Origin of the sequence: Streptosporangium sp. NPDC049376, assembly GCF_044466505.1 — a bacterium.
Taxonomy (GTDB): domain Bacteria; phylum Actinomycetota; class Actinomycetes; order Streptosporangiales; family Streptosporangiaceae; genus Streptosporangium.
On sequence record NZ_JBITMT010000005.1, the window covers coordinates 258,691 to 283,776 of the forward strand.

Sequence of the window (25,086 nt, forward strand, 5' to 3'; positions counted from 1 at the left end):
CCTCTCCCGGGACCCCTCCTCCGATCCCCCTCGGAGTCCGAGACCCCCTCAGGAAGGACGAGGGCGGGCACCCCGCACAGGTGCCCGCCCTCGTTCCGTGTTCACCGGCCGTGCCGTACGGCCCGCGGGCCGGACCCTCGGTCCCTCCTCGGCGTCGCGTGGTCCCTCGCGGTCGTCCTCGCCGCTCCGGTCACCGGGGCGTCCGGGCGCGGGAGGTGATGGCGGCCAGGTTCTCCGCCGTCCTGCGTCCCTCAAGCCGCAGCAATCCGAGGTTGGACCCCGGGCGGGCGAGGATCGTGAGGACGATCTTCGGGCCCGCGGTGTAGAGGAGCGCGTAGCCGCCGGCCGCGGAGACCAGCGTCTCCTCGAAGGTTCCCCTGCCCGTCATGTCTGCCATCCGGCGGCTGAGGGCCAGCAGCGCCGAGGAGAGGGCGCCGGTCTGCTCGGCGAAACCGCCGTCCAGGTCACTGGCTATCGTCAGGCCGTCCGCGCCGCACACGACGCTTCCGTCCACATCGGGTGTCCGCTCACGTAGCCGGGTCATCTCCTGGCGTACCTCGTCGCGGATTTCCACCGGCACCCTCCTTCTGGTCCGCTTCAGCGTCCGCGGTTTCATGGGCGTCATCGAAGGCGTCGGACCGGGCTCAGGCGAGTGCCCTCAGCGCGTTCCTCAGCCGGATGAGCAGGTCGACGTCGGCGGGGTCGCCCGCCGTCACGGTCCCCCCGGGAGCCCCGGCGGGAGGTCCGGTCGCGGGCGGGCACGGTGGCCCGGCCGTGTCGAAGCACCCTCGCGGGCCGGGCCGGTGCCGTTCCTCACGCGGGAACGGCGGGGCGGTGAGACCCCCGGCACGGGCGGTCAGGTGACCCGACAGGGACTGGAGACGATGCCGCGCCAGGGCCAGATCAGCGTGATGTACATCAAGACGGACATAAATCACGAGCAGGCCGTCGAACACCGTTTCCAATGGTTTTAGTAAATGGTATCCGTCGTCAGTGGTTATGATCACTTCACGGATTCCAGTGGGCTCGCCGGGGAGGCTCACGGCAAGGCCGTCGAGCATCGCCCGTAAGGTCTCGCCGAGCCCCCCGACGGCCCTGCCCGCGCCGGTTTCGCGGGCCGCGTCGCCGCCCGCCACGGCCGTCCCGCCGGTCTGGTCGATCAGCACCGCGTCCAGCGCGCCGGGGATGGCCATGGCCTCGGCCAGGCAGCCTTCGATTCCGAGCACGGGGTCCCCCTCGCCAACGACTCCACAACGCCGCCCGGTCAGCGTAGGGAAACCGCTCCGAACCCGGAGCTATTCATGAAAAGTCAGATATGGCGAGGAAAAGAATTCCGCCGGGCAGTAGAAGGTTTGTCAACCGGCGAGGGGAACGTTTACTACTCGTCGGGGAGGAGGGCTTTCTCGTCGGGTTTGTGGACAAGAACATTCTTCACATATGACTCGGTCGAGGCGGGCAGCCCGACGTCCTGCCCGGCTTTCTCGGAGATGAACCAGCGGTGGTCGAGCACCTCGTGGAAGAGCTGGGCCGGCTCCAGTTTGCGCCGCATGTTCGCCGGTACGGCCTCGATCGTCGGCTGGAACACCTCGGCCAGCCACCGGTGGGCCACGACCGCCTCGTCCTCGTGGCGCAGGCCGCGCGCGACCCGGAAGGCGTCGAGGTCGTTGAGCAGCCGCCTGGCCTGGTTCTCCTCGACGTCCAGACCGGTGAGCCTGAACAGCCTGTGCTGGTGGTGTCCCGCGTCGACCACCTTGGGGCGCACGACCAGCCGTCCCGTGCCCGCCTTGCGGCGGACCATCATCTCGGCGACGTCGAAACCGAGGTCGTTCAGCTTGCGGATCCGCTGGTCGATCCGGTGCCAGTCCACCTCCTCGATGATCTCGTCGGAGGTGAGCTCGCCCCAGAGCCTGTGGTAGCGCGCGCAGACCGAGTCGGCGACCTCCTCGGGGTCGATCGAGGAGTGCAGCAGCTCGCCCGCCTGCAGGTCGAGCATCTCGCCGAACAGGTTGACGTGCGCGACGTCGATGTCGTGCAGCCGCTGCCCCTCGCTGATCATGGGGTGCAGCTCCCCGGTCTCCGCGTCGACCAGGTAGGCGGCGAAGGAGTCGGCGTCCCTGCGGAACAGCACGTTCGACAGCGAGCAGTCACCCCAGTAGAAACCGGTCAGGTGCAGCCGCACCAGCAGTACGGCCAGCGCGTCGAGCAGCCGGGTGAGCGTCTCGGGGCGGATGGTGCCCGACATGACCGCGCGGTAGGGCAGGGAGAACTGCAGGTGCTCGGTGACCAGCGCGGAGTCGAGCGGCTCACCGTCGGCGTCGGTCCTGCCGGTGACCACGGCGACCGGCTCGACCGCCGGGGCGTCAAGCCGGTTCAGGTCCCACAGCAGGCGGTACTCGCGTTTGGCGTAGTGCTCGCTGATCTCCTTGATCGCGTAGACCTTCCCGGAGAGCCTGGCGAAGCGCACCACGTGCCGGGAGATGCCCCGGGGCAGGGCGACCAGATGGTGGTCGGGCCAGTTCTCAAGAGGGATGTCCCAGGGCAGCCGGATCAGGTCCGGGTCGCTCGGGGTGCCGGTGAGCTGCAGGGGCATCGCGTCGATCCTCACGTCGACAGGGCGGGGACGTCGTCCCCGCGGGGGGCCTGGTGGGAGGCTCGCGGGAGGTTCAGTCCTCGCCGAGGGGGAAGGCGGGAGCCCGGCGGCGCCGTACGACGGCGGAGAGCTGGTCCCCGGTGAGCGTCCTCGGCTCGCCGAGGGCCCTGGCCCGCACGTAGACCTCGCAGAGCCATTCGAGCAGCCTGGCCGCCTCGAAGGCCTGCGGGAGGTCGTCGCCGAGGGTCACCCCGCCGTGGTTGGCCAGCAGTACCGCCTGCCGGTCGCCGAGGGCGGTCATGACGTTCCCGGCCAGCTCGGCGGTGCCGTACGTGGCGTAGTCCGCCACCTTGACCACGCCGCCGAGCAGTGTCGTGTTGTAGTGGACCGGAGGCAGCTCGGTCATGACCGCCGAGACCACGGTGGCGAAGGTCGAGTGGGTGTGCACCACGGCCGTCGTCCCCGTCGCCGCGTAGATCGCCAGGTGCATGGGGGTCTCGGAGGAGGGCGACAGGTCTCCCTCGACGAGGTCGCCCCCGACGCCGACGACCGGGCAGGCCTCGGGTTCGAGCCGGTCCAGGGCCAGACCGCCCGGGGTCACCGCGACCAGGTCGCCGAGACGGACGCTGAGATTGCCCGACGTCCCGAGAACGAGCCCGGTCTCCACGATCCGGCGACCGTGTTCACACAGCAGCCGACGCTGCTCCGCCAGCAACATGCCCCAAAAGTAGGGTCTTGCGGCGGTATGCGGCAAACCGTCATTATCTGGTCTAGACCGGCTCTTCCCAAAGGGTTGCTTCAGGACCTAGATTCTTTACCCACACGCATGTCGCGAGTCAATGGCGATGTGCGAAGTATCGGGTACTGTGTGCAAATCTGCCAAGGTCAGGATTGCTTTGCTGTCTCGTTGCTACCGGATTTGTCGCAGAGACATCACGGCTCGGTCTAGACCGGCTGCGAACCCTTGACGCTGTAGTCCGGGGCTACGTACCTTCAGGCAAACGTTTAGGAAACTTTCCTAATTGATCCCCCGCCCAGGAGGGTTACAATGTCCTACTCGGCCGGTACGCCCGGAGATATCACCCGGCGGCAGATGCTCCGCCGGATCGGCCTGACCGCCCTCGTCGCAGGCCCCGCCGCAGGACTGCTCAGCGCGTGCGCGACCGGGGGCAGCAACGCTCCCGCCGCCACCACCTCCGCGGCCCCCTCCTCGGGCGGTGCGGTCTCCCCGGCCAACCCGTTCGGTGTCGCCGCCAACGCCCCCCTCGAAGTCGTCATCTTCAAGGGCGGTCTCGGTGACAGCTACGCCACCGACGTCCACGAGCCGATGTACAAGAAGGCCTTCCCGCAGGCCACCGTCAAGCACGTCGCCACCCAGCAGATCGCGCAGACCCTGCAGCCGCGCTTCGCCAGCGGCGAGGTGCCCGACGTCATCGCCAACTCCGGCACCGACCTCATGGACACCGGCGCTCTGCAGCAGGAGGGCCAGCTCCTGGACCTCACCGAGCTGTGGGACGCCCCCTCGATGGACGACCCCGCCAAGAAGGTGCGCGACACCGTCGCCCCGGGCACCATCGAGTCGGGTCTCATCGACAACAAGCCGTTCCTGATGAACTACGTGTTCTCGGCCTACGGCCTGTGGTACGACTCGGCCCTGTTCGAGAAGAACGGCTGGACCGCGCCGAAGACCTTCGACGAGTTCAAGGCCCTCTGCGAGAAGATCAAGACCGCGGGCATCACCCCGTTCGCCTACGCGGGCAAGAACGCCTCCTACTACGCGTACTGGATGATCCTCATCTCCGCCGCGAAGATCGAGGGCAACCAGGTCCTGATCGACATCGACAACCTTGAGGACGGCGTCTGGAAGCGCGACTCGGTCAAGCAGGCCGCCGCCGCCTGGGCCGAGATCGGCAAGTACATGGACAAGTCCTTCGAGGGCCTGATCCACACCGAGGTGCAGACCCGCCAGAACCAGGGCAAGGTCGCCCTCTACCCGTCGGGCTCCTGGCTGGAGAACGAGCAGAAGAGCCAGACCCCCGAGGGGTTCAAGTACGCCCTGACGCCCACCCCCAGCGTCACCGCCGCGGACAAGATGCCCTTCGAGGCCATCCGCGCCGCCGCCGGCGAGGCCTACATCGTCCCCGCCAAGGCCAAGAACCCCAAGGGCGGCCTTGAGTACCTGCGCATCATGCTCTCCAAGGAGGGCGCGCGCGGCTTCACCGAGAAGTCCGGCAACATCACCGTTGTGACCGGTGCCGCCGACGGCCTGGACCTGTCGCCCGGTAACGCGAGCCTCAGCGCCGCGCAGACCGCCGCGGGCCAGAACATCGTCACCTTCAGCGCCTTCGAGAACTGGTACAAGGAGCTGGAGACCGAGCTGCGCAAGCAGACCAACGCCCTCATGTTCGGTCGTATCTCCGCCGAGCAGTTCTGCGACAACATGCAGAAGGCCGCCGACAAGTCGAAGTCCGACTCTTCGATCACCAAGCAGAAGCGGACGGTGTAGTCCCCCATGCGGCATGGCAGGTACCGGTTCATCTTCGGCTTTCTCGCCGCGCCGGTGATCCTCTACGTGGTCTTCGTGATCAGCCCGTACCTACAGGCTTTCTACATCTCGTTGACCAACTGGAAGGGCATCTCGGCGAACCCCCAGTTCATCGGCCTGGAGAACTACACCCGGCTGCTGGACGACGAGGTCTTCTGGGCCGCGGTGCGTCACCATGGTGTTCTGTTGCTTGTCATGCCGCTGGTCACCATCGTGATCGCCCTGTTCTTCTCCTTCCTGCTCAACCTGAGCGGAGGGCGGCGGGGCGGCAAGATGAGCGGGATCTGGGGTTCGAAGGTCTATCGTGTGATCTTCTTCCTGCCCCAGGTCCTGGCGGTGGCCATCGTCGGTGTGCTCTTCCAGGCGATCTACCGTCCCGACGAGAGCGGTGTCATCAACGGCCTGCTCAACCTGGTCGGCATCGACCCGGTCGGCTGGCTGATCGCCCCCGACCTGGCGCTGTGGTCGATCATCGGCGTGATGGTCTGGCAGGCGGTCGGCTTCTACGTCGTGCTGTTCTCCGCGGGAATGTCCTCCATCCCCAAGGACGTCTTCGAGGCCGCCGAGCTTGACGGCGCGAACCGCACCACCCTCTTCTTCAAGATCACGCTTCCGCTGCTGTGGGACACCATGCAGGTCGCCTGGGTCTACCTGGGCATCGCGGCCTTCGACGCCTTCGCCCTGGTGCAGGTGCTCTCGGTCGACCGGGGTGGTCCGGACAACTCGACCACGGTCCTGCCGCTGGAGATCTGGCGGACCGCGTTCAACTTCTCCAAGTTCGGCTACGCGTCGGCGATGGGCGTGGTGCTCTTCTTCATGACCATCACCTTCGCCGCGCTCACCCTGCGCGTGACCAGGCGCGAGAGGATCGAGTTCTGATGGTTTCCAAGCCCGCCTCCCACGGCAGGCCGCGGCGCAGGCGCAACTCCCTCGGGGCCTTCGGCGCGCTGTCCCACGTGGCGCTGCTCATCTGGGCGATCCTGATCATCGGCCCGATCCTGTGGACGTTCCTGGGGTCCTTCAAGACCAACGCCGAGATCTTCGGCGACCCCATCACGCTTCCCTCGTCCTACCACTGGGACGCCTGGGGAAGGGCCTTCCAGAAGGCCCACATCGGCCAGTACATGCTCAACACCGTCTTCGTGGTGACCTGCAGTACGGCGCTGACCATGCTGCTCGGCTCGATGGCGGCCTACGTGCTGGCGCGCTACAGCTTCCCCGGCAACCGGGCGATCTACTTCCTGTTCGTCTCGGGCATGACCTTCCCGGTCTTCCTCGCGCTGGTGCCGCTGTTCTTCGTGGTGCGCCAGCTCGGACTGATCGACACCCACTTCGGGGTGATCCTGGTCTACGTCGCCTACTCGCTGCCCTTCACGGTGTTCTTCCTGTCGGCGTTCTTCAAGACGCTGCCCACCTCGGTGGCCGAGGCGGCGATGATGGACGGCTGTTCGCACACCAGGACGTTCTTCCAGATCATGGTGCCGATGGCCAAGCCCGGCCTGATCAGCATCACGATCTTCAACATCCTGGGTCAGTGGAACCAGTACCTCCTGCCGATCGTGCTGCTTTCCGGCAACGTCGAGGACAAGTGGCTGATCACCCAGGGCGTGGCGAACATCTCGACGAACGCGGGCTACGAGGCCGACTGGCCGGGCCTGTTCGCCGCGCTGAGCATGGCGATCATCCCCGTCATGATCGTTTACATCATCTTCCAGCGTCAGATCCAGTCGGGTCTGACCTCGGGCGCCGTCAAGTAACGAACAACAGGCGTGTCCCGCGGACCTCTCCGCGGGACACGCCTTCGGCGTTCTCCCGGCGCGCCGAAGCGCCGTGCGGGCTTGGCGTCGTGACGACCGGCGTGATCTCCTGGACCGATGGACCTGCTTGACGACTCCGCGATCGACCGGAGACTGGCCGACCTGCCCGGCTGGCGGCGCGAGGGTGACGAGATCCGCCGGACGATCACCGCGAAGGACTTCCCCTCGGCCATCCGCATCGTGGACGAGGTCGCCGTGGAGGCCGAGCGGATGAACCACCATCCCGACATCGACATCCGCTGGCGCACTCTCCACCTGGCGCTGTCCACCCACGACGCGGGCGGCCTGACCGACCTGGACCTCACCCTCGCCGCCCGGATCGACGAGATCGCCACGCCGTACAGCTGAGCCGCGGGGAGCGCGGGATGTCGGGCCGCGGGGGCCGCGCCGTCCCCGCGGCGGCTCATGACGGGGCGGCGGAGGCCATCCGTTCCTGCTCCGTGAGAAGCTCGTCCAGCGCCTCGGCGTCGTCCGCGTGGACGGTCATGGAGAGGTTCGCGTCCAGCTGGACCCTGGAAAGGGCCCTGGTCAGCCGGGTCGCGTACCACCGGCCGGTGTCGCTGCGCCAGATGGACCACGTTCCGGCGTAGCGTCCGAGGACGCGCTCGACGTCCGTCTCTTTCACGGGTTCTTCCACAGAGGACCGCACTCTGTCACCACCTTCGTGCTTGCCTGTCGCATCCCATGATGGGTTCGCGTCAGATGGGCCGGTAGTGAGAGGCGCTCTCCGGGAGACTGAGAGGCGCTTTCCTGTGAGCGGCTCTCAGGGCGTCTCGGGGATGCGGGACATCATCCGCTCCATGCCGTTGACCCAGTTGTCCCGCAGGGCCGTGGCGGCCCCTTCGAGGTCGCCGGCGATCAGGCACTCGGCGATCCGGCAGTGCTCCTCGGCGGCGCGTTCCATCGGGGTGCTCTCCCCGGCGACCAGGTGTGAGTAGCGGCGCATCCCCGCCTTGACGCTGGTGATCAGGTCGAGCAGCCGCTCGTTGCCGCAGCCGCCGAGCAGCAGGTCGTGCCACTCGTCGTCGTGCCGTTCGATGTCCTGCTGTTCGGCGACGTCGTCGGAGAACCCCTGGGCGAGCCTGAGCAGTTCGGGGGCGGTCCGTCCGAGGTAGGCGGGGTCGGAGCTGTCCAGCGCCAGCGCCTCAAGGGCCGCCACGATGGCGCACAGCTCGCGGAACTCCTTACGGCTCACCGGGGCGAACCGAAAACCCCTGCCCTGGTTGCTCTCCAGCACGCCCTCACCGGCGAGCGTGATCAGCGCCTCGCGCAGCGGCGTACGGCTGACGCCCAGTTCGGCGGCCAGCGCGGCCTCGTTGATGTCCGTTCCGGCCACGAAGTCCCCTCGGTCGAGCCTGAGCATGAGCTCGTCGCGGATCTGTTCGCGGAGGGGACGCCGCTCGATCGGCATGGCTCTCCTCGGGATTGATCTTGACCGAAACCTACCACTTGACGCAGTACAAAATACTGCACTATGAATTCTGCATACAAAATAGTACATGGCACAGATTGGAGTTTCGGGTGGGCCTGACCAGGGTTTCCGGTCTGCTGTTCGGCGGGGACTACAACCCCGAACAGTGGCCGGAGCACGTCTGGGACGAGGACGTCCGGCTGATGGCCGAGGCGGGGGTGAACATGGCGACCGTCGCGGTCTTCTCCTGGTCACGCCTGGAACCCCGCCCCGGCGAGTACGACTTCGGCTGGCTCGACCGCGTCATGGACCTGCTCCACGCCAACGGCGTCGCCGCCGACCTGGCCACCGCCACCGCGACCCCGCCGCCCTGGCTGGTCCGCGAGCACCCGCAGGTGCTCCCCGTGGACGCCACCGGCACCCGCCTCGACTTCGGCTCCCGGCAGAGCTACTGCCCGAGCTCCCCGGTCTTCCGCACCGCGACCGTACGGCTGGCCCGCGCCATGGCCGAACGCTACGGCGACCACCCGGCGCTGGCCATGTGGCACATCAGCAACGAGTACGCCGACCACACGCTCGAATGCTTCTGCGAGGAGTCGGCCAGGCACTTCCGCCGCTGGCTGCGCGAACGCCACGGATCGGTCGACGGCCTCAACGCCGCCTGGGGCACCTCCTGCTGGGGACAGCACTACACCGCGTTCGACCAGGTCAACCCGCCCAGGAAGGCGCCGGGGCCGGTCAACCCCGCGCAACTGCTCGACTGGCGCCGCTTCTGCTCCGACGCGCTGCTCGAATGCTTCGAACTGGAGCGGGAGGTGCTGCGGGAGGTCACCCCGGAGATCCCGGTGACCACCAACTTCATGAGCGTCCTGCACGGCCTGGACTACTGGAAGTGGGCCGGGGCCGAGGACGTCGTCAGCGACGACGCCTACCCCGACCCCGCCGACCCCACCTCGCACGTGACCGTCGCGCTCAGCTACGACCTCATGCGCTCGCTGCGGCGGCAGCCGTGGATCCTGCTCGAACAGGCCGCGAGCGCGGTGAGCTGGCGCGAGGTCAACGCGCCCAAGCCGCCGGGGATGATGCGCCTGCACAGCCTGCAGGCCGTGGCGCACGGCGCCGACGGCGCCATGTTCTTCCAGTGGCGGCAGGCGAAGTACGGGCCGGAGAAGTTCCACTCGGCGCTGCTGCCGCACGGCGGCGTCGCCTCCCGGGGCTGGCGGGACACCCTCGCCCTCGGCGCCGACCTCAAACGGCTCGCCGAGGTCGCCGGAACCCCGACCACGGCGCACGTCGCCCTGGTCCTCGGCTGGGACAGCTGGTGGGGTCTTGAGGCCCCGGAGTCGATGCCGTCCAACCGGCTCAGGCTCAAGGAACTCCTGCAGGCGTGGTACGGACCGCTGCACGCCGCGGGCGTCGCGGTCGACCTGGTCCCGCCGCTGGGCGACCTGTCCGGCTACCGCGTGGTGATCGCCCCCAACCTCTACATGTGCACCGGGGAACAGGCCGCCTGGCTCGAAGCCTTCCCCGGTCACCTCGTCGTCGGCCCGTTCAGCGGCGTCGTCGACTCCGACGACCAGGTCCACGAGGGCGGCGCTCCCGGCCCGTTGCGCGCCCTGCTCGGTGTGACGGTCGACGAGTTCTGGCCGCTGCCCGAGGGAACGGTCCAACCCCTGCGGCTGGCCGGGCGGGTCGTACCGGCGCGGACCTGGGCCGAGTGGCTGCGCGTCGAGGACGCCTCCGGGGACACCCTCGGGGACGCCTTCGGGGGCACCGAGGTGCTCGCCCGCTACGAGGGCGGCGACCTGGACGGACAGGCCGCGATCACCAGGCGCGGCAAGGCCGTCTACCTCGGTTGCCTGCCTGAGGACGTCACCCCGGTCCTGACGGAGGTCCTGGCCGCCGCGGGAGTCGAGCCGGTGGCCGTGGTGCCGGAGGGCGTCGAGGCCACCCGCAGAGGCGACCACCTCTTCCTGCTCAACCACACGACAGACCCGGTGAAGGTGGACCTCGCCGAGCCGGGAACCGACCTGCTCACCGGCCGTGACCTCGCGGGCCCGATCGAGATCCCGGGCCGCGACGCCGTCGTGCTGCGCCTGGCGAACTCCGGCGCCCGCCGTACGGACACGGAGAGCCCGCTGACGAACGAAGGAGAACGGTGACACACCCCTACATCCCGAACGCCGAGCCCGGCGTACGGGCCGAGATGCTCGCCGCCGTCGGCGCCGCGAGCGTCGAGGACCTCTACGCGGACATCCCGGAGGGGCTGCGCCTGCGCAGGCCGCTCGACCTGCCCGCGCCGCTGGCCTCGGAACAGGAGCTGGTCGCCCACATGCGCGCCCTGCTGGCGCGCAACGTCGACACCACCCAGGTGCTCAGCTTCCTGGGGCACGGCTGCTACCCGCACCACGTGCCGGCCGTCTGCGACGAGGTCAACGGCAGGAGCGAGTTCCTCACCGCCTACGCGGGCGAGCCGTACGAGGACCACGGGCGTTTCCAGGCGATCTTCGAGTACGTCAGCATGATGGCCGAGCTGCTGGAGATGGACGTCGTCAACGTCCCCACCTACGACGGCCACCAGGCGGCCGGGACCGCGATCAGGATGGCGGCCCGCTACACCGGACGGTCCAGGGCGCTGGTCAGCGGGGCCGTCTCCGCCGACAGGATGAGTAAGCTGCGCGACTTCCTCGGCCACGACATCGACCTGGTCGTCGCCCCCGTCGGGCCGGACGGCGAGATCGGCGAGGTCGAGATCGACGAGACCTACGCCGCGATCTACCTGGAGACCCCCAACGTCTACGGCGTCGTGGAGACCAGGGGCCGGGAACTGGCCGACCTCGCGCACGCGGCGGGCGCCCTCCTGGTCGTCTCCGCCGACCCGATCTCGCTGGGCGTGCTCGCCCCGCCCGCCTCCTACGGCGCCGACATCGCCTGCGGCGACATCCAGTCGCTCGGCATGCACCAGAACTACGGCGGCGGCCAGGCGGGATACATCGCGACCCGCGACGAGGAGCGCCTGGTTGCGGAGTTCCCCTCGCGCCTGTTCGGCATCGCGCCGACCACGGTCCCCGGCGAGTACGGTTTCGGCGACGTCTTCTACGACCGGACCTCCTTCGCCCTGCGCGAGGAGGGCAAGGAGTGGGTGGGCACCGCGGCCGCCCTGTGGGGCATCACCGCGGGCGTCTACCTCGCGCTGATGGGCCCGCAGGGCATGCGCGAGATCGGCGAGACCATCCTGGCCCGCACCCGCTACGCCATGGACCGCCTGGCGGAGGCCGGGGCCACGGTGCCGCACTCCGGCTCCGTGCACTTCCGCGAGTTCACGATCGAGGTGCCGTCCTGCGACGCGCTCCTGGCCGTGCTCCGGGAGCACGGCATCCTCGGCGGCGTCCGCCTGGACGACCGCACGCTGCTGGTCTGCGTGACCGAACTGCACTCGAAGGACGACATCGACCGGCTGGCGGCAGCCGTACGGGAGGGGCTGGCATGAGTGGGCACGCGGGAGAGCCGTTCGCCGAGCTGCCGGTCGCGCCGAAGCCGCCGCTGCGCCGCTTCCACCAGGCCCGCTGGGACGAGCCGATCATCTTCGAGCAGTCACGGCCGGGACGCAGGGGCGTGGCCGTACCGGCCGCCGGGGTGCCCGCGGTCGAGCTGCCCGCCTCGGTACGGCGTGCCGAGCCGCCGAGGCTGCCGGAGATGTCGCAGCTGCACGTGCTGCGGCACTACGTCAGGCTCTCCCAGGAGAACCTGGGCGTCGACCAGGCCATCGCCGTCGGCCAGGGGACCTGCACGATGAAGTACAGCCCCAAGGTCAACGACCGGTTCGTCAACGACCCCAGGATCGCCGAGCTGCACCCCCTCCAGCCGGAGGACACCGTGCAGGGCGTCCTGGAGATCTACTGGCGCCTCGAACGGATGCTCGCCGAGATCTCCGGCATGCACCGGGTCTCGCTCCAGCCCGCCTCAGGGTCGGCCGCGATCTACGCCAACGTCGCGATGATCCGCGCCTACCACGCCTCCCGGGGCGAGGCGGAACAGCGCGACCAGGTCATCACCACGATGTTCTCCCACCCGTCGAACGCCGCCTGCGCCAAGGCCGCCGGGTACGAGGTCATCACGCTGCTGCCCGACGAGAACGGCTACCCGGACATCGAGGCGCTGCGCGCCGCCGCCGGGCCCAGGACCGCGGCCCTGCTGATCACCAACCCCGAGGACACGGGCATCTTCAACCCGCGTATCGAGGAGTTCGTCAGGATCGTGCACGAGGCCGGTGGCCTGGCCTGCTACGACCAGGCCAACGCCAACGGGCTGCTGGGCGTCACCCGCGCGGCCGACGCCGGGTTCGACCTGTGCCACTTCAACCTGCACAAGACCTTCTCGACCCCGCACGCCTGCGGTGGCCCGGCGGCGGGGGCCAGCTGCGTCTCCGAGGCGCTCGCGCCCTTCCTGCCGTCCCCGACCGTCGAGTTCGACGGCGAGGGCTACCGCCTCGACGACGACCGGCCGCTGTCCGTCGGCAAGATGCGGCCCTTCCTGGGCGTCACCCCCAACGTGGTGCGCGCCTACGCCTGGATCATGGCGCTGGGCGCCGACGGGCTGCGCGAGGTCGCCGAGACCGCGGTGCTCAACAACAACTACCTCATGCGCAAGGTGCTGGACATTCCCGGCGCGGGCGCTCACTGGGACAGGAACCGCCTCGAACAGGTCCGCTACTCCTGGCAGGGGCTGTTCGAGGAGACGGGCGTGCACTCGGAGGAGATCGGCGTGCGCGCCGCCGACTTCGGCGTGCACTACTGGACCAGCCACCACCCCTTCCTGGTCCCCGAGCCCTTCACCCTCGAACCCACCGAGTCCTACTCCAAGGAGGACCTCGACGAGTACGCCGCGATCCTCGCCCACGTCGCCGACGAGGCCCGCCGCGACCCGGAGTTCGTCAAGGGAGCCCCCTACAACCAGACGATCCACAAGATCGACCCCGCCTCGCTCGACGACCCCAAGCAGTGGTCGCCGACCTGGCGCGCCTACACCCGCAAGCATCTGACATGACGTCCGTACGGCCCGGCGCCCCCGGCTTCACGGTCGGCCTGCTCGTCAACCCGGTCGCCGGGATCGGCGGCCCGGCCGGGCTCAAGGGCAGCGACGGCGAGCGGGCCCAGCGGCTCGCGCTGGCCAGGGGCTCCTCCCCGAAGGCGGGGGAGCGGGCGGCGCAGGCCGTACGGGCGCTGCTGGCCAGGCGGCCCGGCACGCCGATCCTGACCGTCGCGGGGCCGATGGGGGAGGACAGCGCGCGGGCCGCGGGAGCCGACCCCCGGCTGGTGCCGTTCGTTCCCGGCGCCCCCTCCGGGGGCCGGGACACCACGGCGGCCGTCGAGGCCATGCGGGAGGCGGTCGACCTGCTGCTGTTCGCCGGAGGAGACGGCACCGCGCGGGACGTGCTCGACGGGGCGCCGTCGTGCCCGGTGCTGGGCGTCCCGGCCGGGGTGAAGGTCTACTCCGGCTGCTTCGCGCTCAGCCCGGCCACCGCGGGGGCCATGGCCGCCGAGTTCGCCGATGCCCGCGAAACGGCCGAGGCCGAGGTCGTCGACCTCGACGAGGACGCCTACCGGCGGGGCGAGGTCGGCCCCAGGCTGTACGGGGTCCTGCGCGTGCCCGCGGCCAGGGAACGCCTGTCCGGCCGCAAGCTGGGATCGGCCGCCTCCCCGGGCACGACGGAGGCCGTCGCGGCCGAGGTCGTCGCCCGCATGCGGCCCGGCGTCCGCTACGTGCTGGGCCCCGGCGCCACCACCATGGCCGTCGGCGGGCGGCTCGGCCTGGCCACCACCCTGCTGGGCGTGGACGTGGTCCAGGACGGCGCGCTGGTCGCCGCCGACGTGACAGAAGGGCAGCTCCTCGACCTCGTGGACGGGCGGGAGACCCACGCCGTCGTCTCGGTGATCGGGGGGCAGGGATTCGTGCTCGGCCGGGGAAACCAGCAGATCAGCCCGGCCGTACTGAGAAAGGTCATGGCCTCCGGCGGGCTCGTCGTCCTGGCGACCCAGCGCAAGCTCGCCGGGCTCGGCGGACGACCGCTGCTGGCCGACACCGGAGACCCCGCGACGGACGCCCTCGTCGAGGGCTACGTCCCCGTCATCACCGGGCACCGCGAGAGCGCGCTGTACCGGATTCGATCCGCCACCGAGGAGTTCCGATGACCATCATGACCAACGCGCTGAGCGGCAAGGTCGCCATCGTCACCGGCGGCGCGTCCGGCATCGGCGCGGCCACCGCGCTGCTGTTCGGTCGCCAGGGCGCGGCCGTCGTCGTGGCCGACATCGACGGCCAGGGCGCGGAGCGGGTCGCGCGCGAGATCGAGGCCGCGGGTGGCAGGGCCGTCGCCGTCGAGACGGACGTGGCCGCCGAGGCCGACTGCGAGCGGGCCGTACGGACCGCCGTCGAGACCTTCGGCGGGCTGCACGTGGTGTTCAACAACGCCGGGATCATCCGCCGCGCCACCGCGCTCGAACTGACCGCCGACGAGTGGGACCGCGTCATGGCGGTCAACGTCCGCTCGGTCTTCCTCATGTGCAAGCACGCCATCCCCGCGATGAGGGACGGCGGCTCGATCGTCAACACCGGCTCGGGCTGGGGCCTCAAGGGCGGCGGCGACGCCCTGTCCTACTGCGCCTCCAAGGCCGCCGTGGTCAACATGACCCGCGCCCTGGCCATCGACCACGCCAAGGCCGGAATCCGCGTCAACTCCGTCAACCCCGGCGACACCGACACCCCGATGCTCCGCGAGGAGGCCAGGCAGCTGTCCGAGGACTGGACGGCCTTCGCCGCCGACGCCGCCGACCGCCCGATGGGCCGTGCGGGAACCCCCGACGAGATCGCCCAGGCCGTCCTGTTCCTGGCGAGCGACGCCGCCAGCTACGTCACCGGCGCGGCGCTGGTCGTCGACGGTGGCGGCCTCGCGTGACCTTCCGCAGGGCCCTTCGCGAGGCCTGATCGCCCACAAAGCCTGATTTTTCGTGAGAAAAGCACCCCCACCCCCCCCGCAAGGAAAGCTCCAGGAGGCACACCGTGTCCTTTTCCCCGTCCAAGAAGTTCCTGGCCGCGGCGGCCCTCGTCGCGACCGCCGCGACCGCGGCGTGCAGCGGCAGCGGCGGCGGTGGTGGCGGCGGGGCCGCGACCGGCGGCGCCGCGGAGGGAGGGAAGGTCACCATCAGATGGTCGACCTGGGGCTCGGCCGAGGACGTCGCCCTCTTCAAGGGCTTCAACGACGACTTCATGAAGCGCCACCCGAACATCGTGCTGAAGATGGAGACCGTCCCCAAGTACGAGGACTACCACCCCAAGCTGCTGACCCAGCTCACCTCGAAGACCGCCCCCGACGTCTTCTTCGTCGGCGACGACAACGTGGGCAAGTTCGTCGCCGCCGGGGTGCTCGCCCCGCTCAACGACAAACTCGCGGGCCCCGACAGCAAGAGCAAGCCGGAGGACTTCTTCGAGGGCATCTACGGCGGCGCCAGGAAGGACGGCCAGGTCTACGGCGTCCCCAACGACACCAACCCCGAGGTCCTCTGGTACGGCAAGAAGGCCCTCAAGGACGCCGGCATCACCGAGGACCCCGCCGAGCTCAACGCCGCGGGCAAGTGGACCATGGCCAAGTACCTGGAGATGAACGCCAAGCTCAAGGCGGCGGGCAAGGCCGGGTCCATCTTCTGGAACTGGTACGGCTCCACCTACAGCGTCATCGGCGGCTTCGGCGGCAAGGTCTGGGACGGCGGGAAGTTCGTCGCCACCACCGACCCCAAGTCCCGCCAGGCCCTGGAGACCCTCGCCAAGGGCTACGCCGACAAGACCTTCCTTTCGGCCGACGTGCTGCCCGCGAGCAACGGCGCCAGCACCCAGTTCCTGAAGGGAACCGCGGGCTTCTACGCGGGCGGACGCTGGATGATCGACTCCCTGCGCAAGGGCGGTGACCTGCCCAACTACGACATCGTGCCGTTCCCGTCCGAGACGGGCCAGCCGATGCCCGGCGCGGTCGCCGCCTCCTACCTGTCGCTGAACAAGGACTCCGCCAACCCCAAGGAGGCCTTCACCTTCCTGAGCGAGTTCGTCAGCAAGGAGGGCCAGCTCCTGCGGCTCAAGGGCGGCGGCGCCGTACCGTCCGTGAAGGGGGCCGAGCAGGTCGTGCTCGAAGGCGGCTACCCCGCGCACGCCCAGACCTTCCTCGACGTCCGCGACACCGGCTTCGCCAACTACCCGGAGGAGGTGGCGATCCCCGGCCTCACCAAGGACATCAACGACCACCTGCTGAAGGTCTGGACGGGCAAGGTCCCCTTCGAACAGGGCATGACCGAGCTGCAGGCACTCGTCGACGGCAAGATCGGCTAGCGGTGGCAGGCGTCGTCACCGAGACGCGCCCCACCGCGAAACCCGGCTCCGCGCGCGCGGCGGCGCGCGTGCGGAGCCGGGACGGCTGGTGGGCCGCGTTCTTCCTCGCCCCGCAGGTCGTCGGCCTGCTCGCCTTCCTGGTCCTTCCCCTCGGCTTCGCCGTCGTGCTCGCCTTCATGAAGTGGGACGGGCTCGGCGAGAAGTCCTGGGTCGGCTTCGACAACTTCGCCGCGCAGCTGTCCGACCCCGCCTTCGGCACGGCCGTCTGGAACACCGTCGAACTCGCCTTCCTGACCGTCCCGTTCGGTCTCGGCCTCGCACTGCTCATCGCCGTCGCGCTCAACCACGTCAGGGGCAAGACCCTCTACCGGGTCGTCTACTTCATGCCGGTCGTCACCAGCTCGGTGGCGGTCGCGGTGATGTGGCAGATCATCCTGGCCGGAGGCGACTACGGCGTGCTGAACAGGACCGTCCAGGACTGGTTCGGGATCACGCCGCCCGACTGGCTCGAAGACCCGAACTGGGTGATCGTCGCCATCGCGGTCGTGACCATCTGGTCCTCACTCGGCCTCAACGTCGTGATCTTCCTGGCCGGGCTGCAGACCATCCCGCCCTCGCTGACCGAGGCCGCCCGCATCGACGGGGCAGGGCCGATCAGGGTCTTCCGCTCGGTGACCCTGCCCATGATCTCCCCGACCCTCTTCTTCTCGACCGTGGTCGCGGTGATCAGCTCCTTCCAGGCGTTCGACCAGATCTACGTGCTGGTCGACCCCGACCACAACGACGGCGCCCGCACGATCGTCTACCAGGTCTACGACCTGGGCTTCAAACGGTTCGAGTTCGGGATGAGCAGCGCCGCCGCGCTGATCCTGCTCGCGCTGACGCTGCTGGTCACCCTCGTCCAGTTCGGAGTGCAACGGCGCTTCGTCCACTACGACTCGTGAAAGGGGGACGTCCATGTCCGTGATCCCCACGGGTGTCTCCCTGCCCCGCCGCCTGGGCGGGATCGCCCTGCACGTCGCACTCGCCGTCGGCGGGCTCGTCATGCTGTTCCCGTTCGTCTGGATGCTGCTGACGTCGTTCAAGGGCACGCACCAGATGCTCAACTCGCCCCTGGACTGGCTGCCCAACCCCTGGCGGGCGCAGAACTACCCCGACGCCTTCGGCGCGCTGCCCTTCGCCCAGGCCTACTGGAACAGCTTCTACATCGCGGTCCTCAACGTGGCGCTGACCCTGCTGACCTCGGCGATGGCCGCCTACGCCTTCGCCAGGATCCGCTTCAGGGGCTCGGGGCTGCTGTTCGGACTCTTCCTGGCGACCCAGATGGTGCCGGCGCAGGTGACGATCGTGCCGCTGTACCTGATGCTCTCCAAGCTCGGCTGGATCGACTCCCACCTGGCGCTGATCGTGCCCGGCTACGTCAACCCGTTCGCGGTCTTCCTGCTGCGCCAGTTCATCAGGGCGGTCCCGATCGAGCTTGAGGAGGCCGCCCGTCTCGACGGGGCGGGCCGCTGGACGATCTTCTGGCGGATCGTGCTGCCCAACGTCAGGCCCGGCATGGGCGCGCTCGGCATCATCGTCTTCCTCGCGAGCTGGAACAGCTTCTTCTTCCCGCTCATCTTCCTGAACTCGCCCGAGCTGGCCACCGTCCCGCTGCTGGTCAGCCAGTTCGCCGGACAGCACGGCGCGACCGAGTACGGGCTCACCCTCGCCGCCTCGGCCATCTCGGTCGTCCCGATGATGATCGCCTTCCTGATCGGCCAGCGGCGCATCCTCAACAGCATGGCCATGTCCGGCCTGGGAGGACGCTGATGACGTTCGAGCTACGCGACCTGGGGCGGACCCCCTTCACCGACCGGGGCTCCCGGCTGCTGGTGATGCCCGCCGCCGACGGCTCCCTGTGGATCGCCCGCGCCGAGTACGAGACCCGGCTGGCGGACACGACCGTGCTGACCGGCCTGCGGCTGTTCTCCGGCGCCGTCGAACTGCCCGTACGGCGGGCCCACGCCGACCGTCTCACCTTCGAGGGCGGCGTCGAGCTGGTGTTCGCCGACGCGGAGACGCTGGTGCTGACCGGCTCCGGCGCACGGGCCGTCTGGGACGGCGGCGGGGGAGCGGTCGAGGGGACGCTGGTCCTGACCGGAGCCTCCACACTCGACGGCCCCACCCTGCTCGAACGGGCCGCGTCACGGTGGCGGGAGTGGTTCGGGCGGATGCCCGCCGTACCCGATGACCTGCGGGAACGGGCCGAACAGGCGTGGTGGACGCTCGGGGTGAACCTGCTGCCCATCGCTCAGGCGCGGGGCAGGCTGGGCGTCGTCCCCTCCAAGTTCGGCTACGTCGGCGTCTGGAACTGGGACGCCTGCTTCCACGCGGTCGGCCTGCGCCACGGCGCCCCCGAACTGGCCCGTGACCAGATCCGCATCCTGCTCGGTCACCAGCGCCCCGACGGGCTCGTCCCCGACGTGGTGCACGACCTGGGCGTGCTCGCCGAGACCACCGACCTGCCCCGCTCCGACCACGCCCGCCTGGCCCAGCACGTCGGTACGGCGGTCGGCGGGCCGGACCCGGGTGAGGCCGGGCAGCCGATCGGCGGCGTCGTGCCGGTCACCAAACCACCGCTGCTTGCCTGGGCCGTCTGGAAGATCCACGAGGTGGCGCCTGACCCGGGTTTCCTCGCCGAGGTCTACGAGCCGATCGCCCGCTCCCACGAGTGGTGGCTGACCGTCTCCGACCCCGACGGGGACGGGCTGGCCGAGTATCTCCACCCCTACTCGTCCGGCCTGGACGACAGCCCGATCTGGGACCACGGCCCCAGGGCCGAACCCCCCGACCTCAACTCCTACCTCGCCCTGCAGGCGGACCGGCTCGGCGACATCGCCGAGGCGCTCGGCCGTACGGCGGAGGCGGCCGGGTGGCGGGAGCGGGCCGCCGGGCACGTCGAACTGCTCGTCGCCAGGCGCTGGAACGGCGAACGCTTCACCACCCTGGCCAAGACCTCCCGGGAGGTCGAGGTGGCCTGCCGTACCCCGCTTGAGCTGATGCCGCTGTTCACCGGCCGCCTGCCCGAGGCGATCGCGGAGAGGCTCCTCGCCGACCTGCTCTCGCCGAGCTTCTGGGCCGAACGCCCGGTGCCGACGGTCGCCTTCGACGACCCGGACTTCGACCCCGACGCGATGTGGCGCGGGCCGGTGTGGCTCAACGTCAACCACCTGCTCGTCGAGGGGCTGCGCCGCTCCGGCTTCGCCGAGGCCGCCGACGAGCTGGCCGTACGGACGCTGCGGATGGTGAACGACGGCGGCGGCCTGTACGAGTACTGGAACCCCCTCACCGGCGGCCGGGCCTGCCGGGCCACCCAGGGCTTCGGCTGGTCCAGCGCCCTCTTCCTCGACCTGGCCACCACTCACGGCACCTCGGCGACGTGAAGGCCGTGGCTACTCCGGCAGGACGCCGGTCAGGAGGTCGTCGAGTCCCGCCTGGACGCCGTCGAGGGTGAGGTCTCGCCGGTAGGCGAGCAGGTTCGCGGCCAGCGGGGCGAGCAGGGCGTCGGCCAGGAAGGACGGGTCGCGGTCGGGCCGGGCGTCGGCGATCAGGATCGCCAGGTGGCGGTGGTAGGCGTGGTAGGCCCCGCCGAAGCGGGCGAACGGTCCGGTGGTCTCCGCCACGAGCAGCAGGTCGAGCTGGTCGACCGTACGGCGGGCCAGCGCGCGCAGGAAGGCGCGGATCCGCTCGGCGGCGGGCGCGCCGGGACCGAGCGGGGGCGGGCCGCTCAGATAGGTCGTCTGGAACTCCCGCTCCCGCCGGTCGATGAGCGCGTGGGCGAGGCCGGACCTGTCGCCGAAGCGGCGGTAGAGCGTGCCGACGCCGACACCCGCCGCGGCGGCCACATCCGCCATCGCCAGTGCCTCGACGCCCCGGGTCGCCACGATCTCCTCGGCGGCGGCGAGGATCTTCGCACGGTTGCGCGCCGCGTCCGCGCGCCTGTCGCCCGGCCGGTCACCCGTGACCGGCCCGCTCACGGCCGACCCGCCCACGGCCGAGCCGCCCGCGGACGGGGTGTCCGCAGCCGAACCACCGGCGGACGGGGTGTCCGCGGTTGAAGCGTCCGCGGCCGGGGGATCCCCGGCTGGGGGGTCCGCTGCTTGAGGTCGTCGGCTCCGAGGCACCCCCCAACCCTATCGACTTGCGATCCGGAATCGATTCCGCCTAGTCTCTGAAACGGAATCAATTCCGCATTGAGGGGGCAATGTCATGCTCAACGGACGGGTGGCGCTCGTCACCGGAGGCAGCCGCGGCATCGGTGCGGCGATCGCACGCAGGCTGGCGGCCGAGGGCGCGGACGTCGCGATCACCTACGCCCGCGCCGGGGAGAAGGCGCGGGAGGTGGTGCGGGAGATCGAGGCGGCCGGTGGCCGGGGCCTCGCCGTACCCGCCGAGGCGACCGACGCGACGGCGCTGGCGGAGGCGGTCGAGCGCACCGTCTCCACACTGGGCGGGCTGGACATCCTGGTGAACAACGCCGGGATCGCCCCCTACGGCCCGATCGAGGACTTCACCCTGGAGGAGGTGGACCGGACGCTGGCCGTCCACGCGAGGGCGTCGTTCCTGCTGGCCCAGGCGGCGGTCCGGCACATGGGGGACGGCGGGCGGATCATCAGCATTGGCAGCAGCCTGGTCGAGCGGGTGACCTCGCCCGGCTGGACGCTGTACTCGATGAGCAAGTCCGCGCTCATCGGGTTCACCAAGGGGCTGGCCCGTGACCTCGGGCCCCGGGGCATCACCGTCAACCTCGTCCACCCCGGCTCGACCGACACCGACATGAACCCGGCGGACGGACCGGACGCGGAGGAGGAGCGCTCCTACACGGCGCTCGGCCGCTACTGCGATCCCGACGACATCGCCGCGACCGTGGCGCACCTGGCCGGGCCCGGCGCGCGCAACATCACCGGAACCTCCGTCACCGTGGACGCCGGGACCACGGCCTGACCGCGGTCCCGGCGACGGGCTACCTGGACCCGACCAGGGAGAAGGAGCCCTTGATGAGGGAGATCATCTGGGGGGCGACCCGCTCCTCGGGGAGGGCCTTCCTCTTGTCGTAGGCCAGCGCGGTGACGACGTAGGTCTTCCCCGAGGCCGAACGCCCGAGGTAGGCCAGGTCCAGCAGGCCGGGCTCCGAGCCGCCCTTGAACCAGACGGTCGGCCACTTCTTGGCGTCGAGGCCCAGGCCGTCGAAGCCGGACAGCGTCTCGTTCAGGGTCTTGGAGTTCAGCCTGCTCAGGCCCACGTAGGCGCGGCAGATGTCACGCGGGGAGCCGAACCACTCGATCGTGTCGACCTCGCGGGGCGTGGTCCACGGCTTCATGCCGGAGCCGTCCTGCTTGGCGACGACGTCACGCAGGTACTTCCGCTTCTTGGCGGTGCTGAGGCCCAGGTAGGTCCTGGCCTGCCGGGGGTGGTCGATCCCCTTGAGCAGGAAGAGCTCCCTGGTGGTCAGGAAGGGGATGTTCAGCTTGGGGTGGTCGGACCACTGGCGGACCTTGGCCTCGACGGCCCTGCGGCCGACGGTGTGGATGAGGATGTCGGCCGCGGTGTTGTCGCTGATCGAGATCATCAGCTTGGCGGCCTCGCGCACGGTGACCTTGCTGTTGTCCGGGCGCTCCCACAGGCCGCCCTCGCTGGGGCTCTTCCACTCCGGCTTGATCGTGAGCTCGGTGTCCCAGCTGAGCTTGCCGTCGCGGACCTTCTCGGCCACCGCGCCCAGCACGTAGAGCTTGAAGATCGAGCCGAGCGGCCTGGGCTTGTCCACGTTCACGCCGTGCACGACCTGGCACCGTCCCCGGGAGTCGATCTCGGCGGCGAGGAAGCCGACGTTCGGTGCGACCGAACGCATCCGGGTGTCCAGCTCCCGCCAGTTCTTCGGGCCGGGCGGCAGGGGCTGCGGCTGTTGGACCCGCAGGCTGTTGATCTTCCCGTCGTCGTCCACGGAGAGCGTGACGACGTAGTCCTCGCCGCCGAGCTTCGCCGTGCCGTACAGCGACGTGGGGTCGGCCTCGTTCAGGGTCTGCAGCGTCAGCCCCTTGAGTGCGGCGACGAACTTGTTGATCTCGGCGGGGGGGACCTCCTGCAGGAAGCCGGCCGCGAAGTGCTCCCGCAGCTCGCTCTCGGGCAGGGGGGCGCGGGACAGCGCGTCGAGGAGCCAGGTCAGCTGCCTGCCCGCCGGGGTGTCCGGGATCCGGGGGGCGGCGGCGACCGTCAGAGCGGTCCCGGAAAGGGTTACGGAAGAGGTGGCGGCCACGCTCTGCCCTCCGGCGGCCACGGTGCTCACCGGAACGACGGTCGCGGCGAGGGCGAGAGCGAGCATGCGCGTCGATCTGAACGGCGGTCTCACGAGGATCTCCTTGGTGGGAGGCGGGTTCTTCCGGCCGCACCCTCGGCGGCCTCGATTCGAAGGTAGGGACGGCGGGACCTGCGGGAACACCCGGCCGTCCTCCGTTTCCCGAGGTGAGGCAGACTGCATCGGATGTGTGGACAACCTCATGGACGACGCCCCGTCCCGGGCGGCAGGCTGCGGTCATGACCCGTGTGATTCCGCCCGCCGCCCTCGCCGGGGCGATGGCCGCCGTGGCCGCGGGCGGCATCGTCGCCGGCGGGGTGCTGGAGACCGGCTTCCCCGTGCCGCTGAGCGTGTGGGCGTTCGTCGCCGTATGCCTGATCACGCCCACGGTCGGCTGGCTCATCGCGGCCAGACGGCCGGACAACGTCTACGGCTGGCTGCTGCTCGCCGCCGCCGACTGCCTGGGGCTCGGCGCGTTCGGGGCGGGCCTGCTGATCAGTGACCCCACGCTGCGGGGACCACTGGCCGTCGTCGCCGTCGTGCTGAGCTCGCTCTTCACCGTCTTCTACGGGCTGACCTGGGTCTTCGTCCCGCTGCTCTTCCCCGACGGCCGCCTGCCCTCACGCCGCTGGCGGGTCGGGGCGTGGATCGCGGCGGTGGCGATCACGGTCCACTGGGCGGGTCTTCTGCTGGGCGCGGACGCGGTCTACGAGTCCATTTTCGCCAGGGGCAACCCGATCGGTCTCAAAGGCACACCCGGCCTGGTCGCCGCCCTGGCGGGCGCGGTGGGGCAGGGGGTGGTCTACCTGGTCGCGCTGGCCGTACTGGTCTCCCTGGTACTGCGCTGGTGGCGTGCCGACGTCGCGGGGCGCCGCGTGCTCCGCTGGATGATCGCCGGGCTCACGGGCACCCTGGGTGGGTTCCTGCTGATCACGTTCTTCGGGCCCAGCGATTACGGCGCCGGCCTGGGGCTGGGGCTGTTCACCTCCATCGCCGCGCTGCCCATCGTGATCACCATGACCGTGTTCAGGCACCAGCTCCTCGACATCAGGATCGGCATCAGGGGACACCGGATCTTCCTGGTCTTCGACCTCAGGCCGACGGTCGACGAGCTGCTGACCGAACTCGGCCCGTCGCTTGAGGAGACCGAGCCGGTCGAGCAGCTGGGCAGGCTGGCGGGGGCCGTACGGGCGGGGCTGGAGACCAGCTGGGCGGCCGTGGAGCTGGCGGACGGCACGCGGGTCGTCGCGGGAGAGGAGGACGGCGAGGCCGCGCTCACGGTTCCCGCCGGGCTCGGGCGCATCGTGTGCGGCCCGAAGACGGTGGGGCGGCTGACCTCGGAGGACCGCAGGCTGCTCGGGGCGCTGGCGGTGCCGGTCGGCCTGGCGATCCAGAGCGTGGGGCTGGCCGCCAGGCTGGTCAACGCCCAGGAGGCCGAGCGGCGGCGGATCGAGCGCAACATCCACGACGGGGTGCAGCAGCAGCTCGTCGCGCTGATCGCGGGCCTGGAGCTGGCGCGGGCGACCGGCGGGGACGCGCGGACCATGACCCTGCTGCGCGAGGAGGCCAGGCAGACCCTGACCGACCTGCGGGAGCTGGCGGCGGGCATCCATCCGTCCGTGCTCAGCCAGGGCGGGCTGGTCGAGGCGGTCGAGGAGCGCTGCTCACGGCTGCCGACGACCACCACGGTGATCGCGGACCCCGGGCTGCGCGCGCGCCGCTTCCCCGACGAGGTCGAGGGCGCGCTGTACTTCACGGTGAGCGAGTCCATCGCCAACGCGCTCAAACACGCCTCCGCCTCCAGGATCGAGGTACGGCTGTCGCTGGAGGAGGGGAGGCTGCAGGCCGTGGTCTCCGACGACGGCAGAGGGTTCGAACCGGCCACGGCGGACCGCGGGGGACTGGCCGCGCTCGCGGACCGGATGAACGCCCTCGGCGGTGGGCTGAGGCTGACCAGCGCCCCGGGGGAGGGCACGGCGGTACGGGCCTGGGTGCCCGCCTGAGTTCTCCGGC

At 70.1% G+C, this 25,086-nt stretch carries 23 protein-coding genes; 15 read left to right on the forward strand and 8 right to left on the reverse strand.

Going from position 1 to position 25,086, the window contains the following annotated elements; genetic code table 11:
• Positions 1 to 190 precede the first annotated feature (190 nt).
• The 4 genes from ACIBVQ_RS16715 to ACIBVQ_RS16730 form a co-directional block, all read right to left on the reverse strand.
• Positions 191 to 574, reverse strand: a complete 384-nt coding sequence (locus tag ACIBVQ_RS16715) for a roadblock/LC7 domain-containing protein (RefSeq protein ID WP_362909203.1) — start codon at positions 572 to 574, stop codon at positions 191 to 193.
• 70 nt (positions 575 to 644) lie between these two features.
• Positions 645 to 1,226 (reverse strand): hypothetical protein, encoded by a 582-nt coding sequence (locus tag ACIBVQ_RS16720; protein WP_399178313.1) that lies wholly within the window; start codon positions 1,224 to 1,226, stop codon positions 645 to 647.
• A gap of 152 nt (positions 1,227 to 1,378) precedes the next feature.
• Positions 1,379 to 2,590: a DUF4032 domain-containing protein gene (locus ACIBVQ_RS16725; protein ID WP_362773784.1), complete on the reverse strand. Its 1,212-nt coding sequence runs from the start codon at positions 2,588 to 2,590 to the stop codon at positions 1,379 to 1,381.
• A gap of 73 nt (positions 2,591 to 2,663) precedes the next feature.
• Complete coding sequence (locus ACIBVQ_RS16730; RefSeq protein WP_352010489.1) at positions 2,664 to 3,308, reverse strand: class II aldolase/adducin family protein; 645 nt, start codon at positions 3,306 to 3,308, stop codon at positions 2,664 to 2,666.
• A 330-nt stretch (positions 3,309 to 3,638) separates the two neighbouring features.
• Here ACIBVQ_RS16730 and ngcE point away from each other — a divergent pair, with 330 nt between their 5' ends.
• From ngcE to ACIBVQ_RS16750, 4 genes are all read left to right on the forward strand, one after another.
• Positions 3,639 to 5,096 carry an N-acetylglucosamine/diacetylchitobiose ABC transporter substrate-binding protein gene (gene ngcE, locus ACIBVQ_RS16735; RefSeq protein WP_399178316.1) on the forward strand — a complete coding sequence of 486 codons (1,458 nt, stop codon included), beginning with the start codon at positions 3,639 to 3,641 and terminating at the stop codon, positions 5,094 to 5,096.
• Between the two features lie 6 nt (positions 5,097 to 5,102).
• Positions 5,103 to 6,014 carry a carbohydrate ABC transporter permease gene (locus ACIBVQ_RS16740; RefSeq protein WP_399178318.1) on the forward strand — a complete coding sequence of 304 codons (912 nt, stop codon included), beginning with the start codon at positions 5,103 to 5,105 and terminating at the stop codon, positions 6,012 to 6,014.
• Positions 6,014 to 6,892 carry a carbohydrate ABC transporter permease gene (locus ACIBVQ_RS16745; RefSeq protein ID WP_399178320.1) on the forward strand — a complete coding sequence of 293 codons (879 nt, stop codon included), beginning with the start codon at positions 6,014 to 6,016 and terminating at the stop codon, positions 6,890 to 6,892. Before ACIBVQ_RS16740 ends, ACIBVQ_RS16745 begins: the two co-directional genes overlap by 1 nt.
• 117 nt (positions 6,893 to 7,009) lie before the next feature.
• Positions 7,010 to 7,300: a 4a-hydroxytetrahydrobiopterin dehydratase gene (locus ACIBVQ_RS16750; RefSeq protein ID WP_352010493.1), complete on the forward strand. Its 291-nt coding sequence runs from the start codon at positions 7,010 to 7,012 to the stop codon at positions 7,298 to 7,300.
• Positions 7,301 to 7,355: 55 nt separating this feature from the next.
• Here ACIBVQ_RS16750 and ACIBVQ_RS16755 read toward each other — a convergent pair whose 3' ends face one another.
• The gene (locus ACIBVQ_RS16755; RefSeq protein WP_352010494.1) at positions 7,356 to 7,577 is read right to left on the reverse strand and encodes a hypothetical protein; all 222 of its coding nucleotides are present in this window, start codon (positions 7,575 to 7,577) and stop codon (positions 7,356 to 7,358) included.
• 138 nt (positions 7,578 to 7,715) lie between these two features.
• Positions 7,716 to 8,363: a GntR family transcriptional regulator gene (locus ACIBVQ_RS16760; protein ID WP_399178322.1), complete on the reverse strand. Its 648-nt coding sequence runs from the start codon at positions 8,361 to 8,363 to the stop codon at positions 7,716 to 7,718.
• Between the two features lie 110 nt (positions 8,364 to 8,473).
• On the opposite strand from ACIBVQ_RS16760, the gene ACIBVQ_RS16765 reads away from it, so the two are divergent.
• From ACIBVQ_RS16765 to ACIBVQ_RS16805, 9 genes are all read left to right on the forward strand, one after another.
• Positions 8,474 to 10,525, forward strand: coding sequence for a beta-galactosidase (locus ACIBVQ_RS16765; protein ID WP_399178324.1), 2,052 nt, complete (start codon positions 8,474 to 8,476; stop codon positions 10,523 to 10,525).
• Positions 10,522 to 11,853: an aminomethyl-transferring glycine dehydrogenase subunit GcvPA gene (gcvPA, locus tag ACIBVQ_RS16770; RefSeq protein WP_362773769.1), complete on the forward strand. Its 1,332-nt coding sequence runs from the start codon at positions 10,522 to 10,524 to the stop codon at positions 11,851 to 11,853. The genes ACIBVQ_RS16765 and gcvPA overlap by 4 nt, the downstream gene beginning before the upstream one ends.
• Complete coding sequence (gcvPB, locus tag ACIBVQ_RS16775) at positions 11,850 to 13,409, forward strand: aminomethyl-transferring glycine dehydrogenase subunit GcvPB (protein ID WP_362773766.1); 1,560 nt, start codon at positions 11,850 to 11,852, stop codon at positions 13,407 to 13,409. Before gcvPA ends, gcvPB begins: the two co-directional genes overlap by 4 nt.
• Complete coding sequence (locus ACIBVQ_RS16780; RefSeq protein WP_399178327.1) at positions 13,406 to 14,554, forward strand: ATP-NAD kinase family protein; 1,149 nt, start codon at positions 13,406 to 13,408, stop codon at positions 14,552 to 14,554. Before gcvPB ends, ACIBVQ_RS16780 begins: the two co-directional genes overlap by 4 nt.
• On the forward strand, positions 14,551 to 15,318 hold the full coding sequence (locus ACIBVQ_RS16785; protein ID WP_352010500.1) for an SDR family NAD(P)-dependent oxidoreductase: 768 nt from the start codon (positions 14,551 to 14,553) through the stop codon (positions 15,316 to 15,318). Before ACIBVQ_RS16780 ends, ACIBVQ_RS16785 begins: the two co-directional genes overlap by 4 nt.
• A 104-nt stretch (positions 15,319 to 15,422) precedes the next feature.
• Complete coding sequence (locus ACIBVQ_RS16790; protein ID WP_399178329.1) at positions 15,423 to 16,739, forward strand: ABC transporter substrate-binding protein; 1,317 nt, start codon at positions 15,423 to 15,425, stop codon at positions 16,737 to 16,739.
• A 2-nt stretch (positions 16,740 to 16,741) separates the two neighbouring features.
• Entirely contained in the window at positions 16,742 to 17,683 is a 942-nt protein-coding gene (locus ACIBVQ_RS16795) for a carbohydrate ABC transporter permease (protein WP_399178331.1), read from the forward strand.
• Between the two features lie 13 nt (positions 17,684 to 17,696).
• Positions 17,697 to 18,551, forward strand: a complete 855-nt coding sequence (locus ACIBVQ_RS16800; protein ID WP_352010503.1) for a carbohydrate ABC transporter permease — start codon at positions 17,697 to 17,699, stop codon at positions 18,549 to 18,551.
• Positions 18,551 to 20,164 (forward strand): amylo-alpha-1,6-glucosidase, encoded by a 1,614-nt coding sequence (locus ACIBVQ_RS16805; RefSeq protein ID WP_399178333.1) that lies wholly within the window; start codon positions 18,551 to 18,553, stop codon positions 20,162 to 20,164. Before ACIBVQ_RS16800 ends, ACIBVQ_RS16805 begins: the two co-directional genes overlap by 1 nt.
• Positions 20,165 to 20,173: 9 nt before the next feature.
• Here ACIBVQ_RS16805 and ACIBVQ_RS16810 read toward each other — a convergent pair whose 3' ends face one another.
• Positions 20,174 to 20,758: a TetR family transcriptional regulator gene (locus tag ACIBVQ_RS16810; protein ID WP_399178335.1), complete on the reverse strand. Its 585-nt coding sequence runs from the start codon at positions 20,756 to 20,758 to the stop codon at positions 20,174 to 20,176.
• Between the two features lie 232 nt (positions 20,759 to 20,990).
• Between ACIBVQ_RS16810 and ACIBVQ_RS16815 the strand changes: the two genes are divergently transcribed.
• The gene (locus ACIBVQ_RS16815; protein WP_352010506.1) at positions 20,991 to 21,725 is read left to right on the forward strand and encodes a 3-oxoacyl-ACP reductase family protein; all 735 of its coding nucleotides are present in this window, start codon (positions 20,991 to 20,993) and stop codon (positions 21,723 to 21,725) included.
• A gap of 19 nt (positions 21,726 to 21,744) precedes the next feature.
• On the opposite strand, the gene ACIBVQ_RS16820 is transcribed toward ACIBVQ_RS16815, so the two are convergent.
• Positions 21,745 to 23,127: a serine hydrolase gene (locus tag ACIBVQ_RS16820; RefSeq protein ID WP_399178338.1), complete on the reverse strand. Its 1,383-nt coding sequence runs from the start codon at positions 23,125 to 23,127 to the stop codon at positions 21,745 to 21,747.
• A 185-nt stretch (positions 23,128 to 23,312) separates the two neighbouring features.
• Between ACIBVQ_RS16820 and ACIBVQ_RS16825 the strand changes: the two genes are divergently transcribed.
• Positions 23,313 to 25,076 (forward strand): ATP-binding protein, encoded by a 1,764-nt coding sequence (locus ACIBVQ_RS16825; protein WP_399178340.1) that lies wholly within the window; start codon positions 23,313 to 23,315, stop codon positions 25,074 to 25,076.
• Positions 25,077 to 25,086 lie beyond the last annotated feature (10 nt).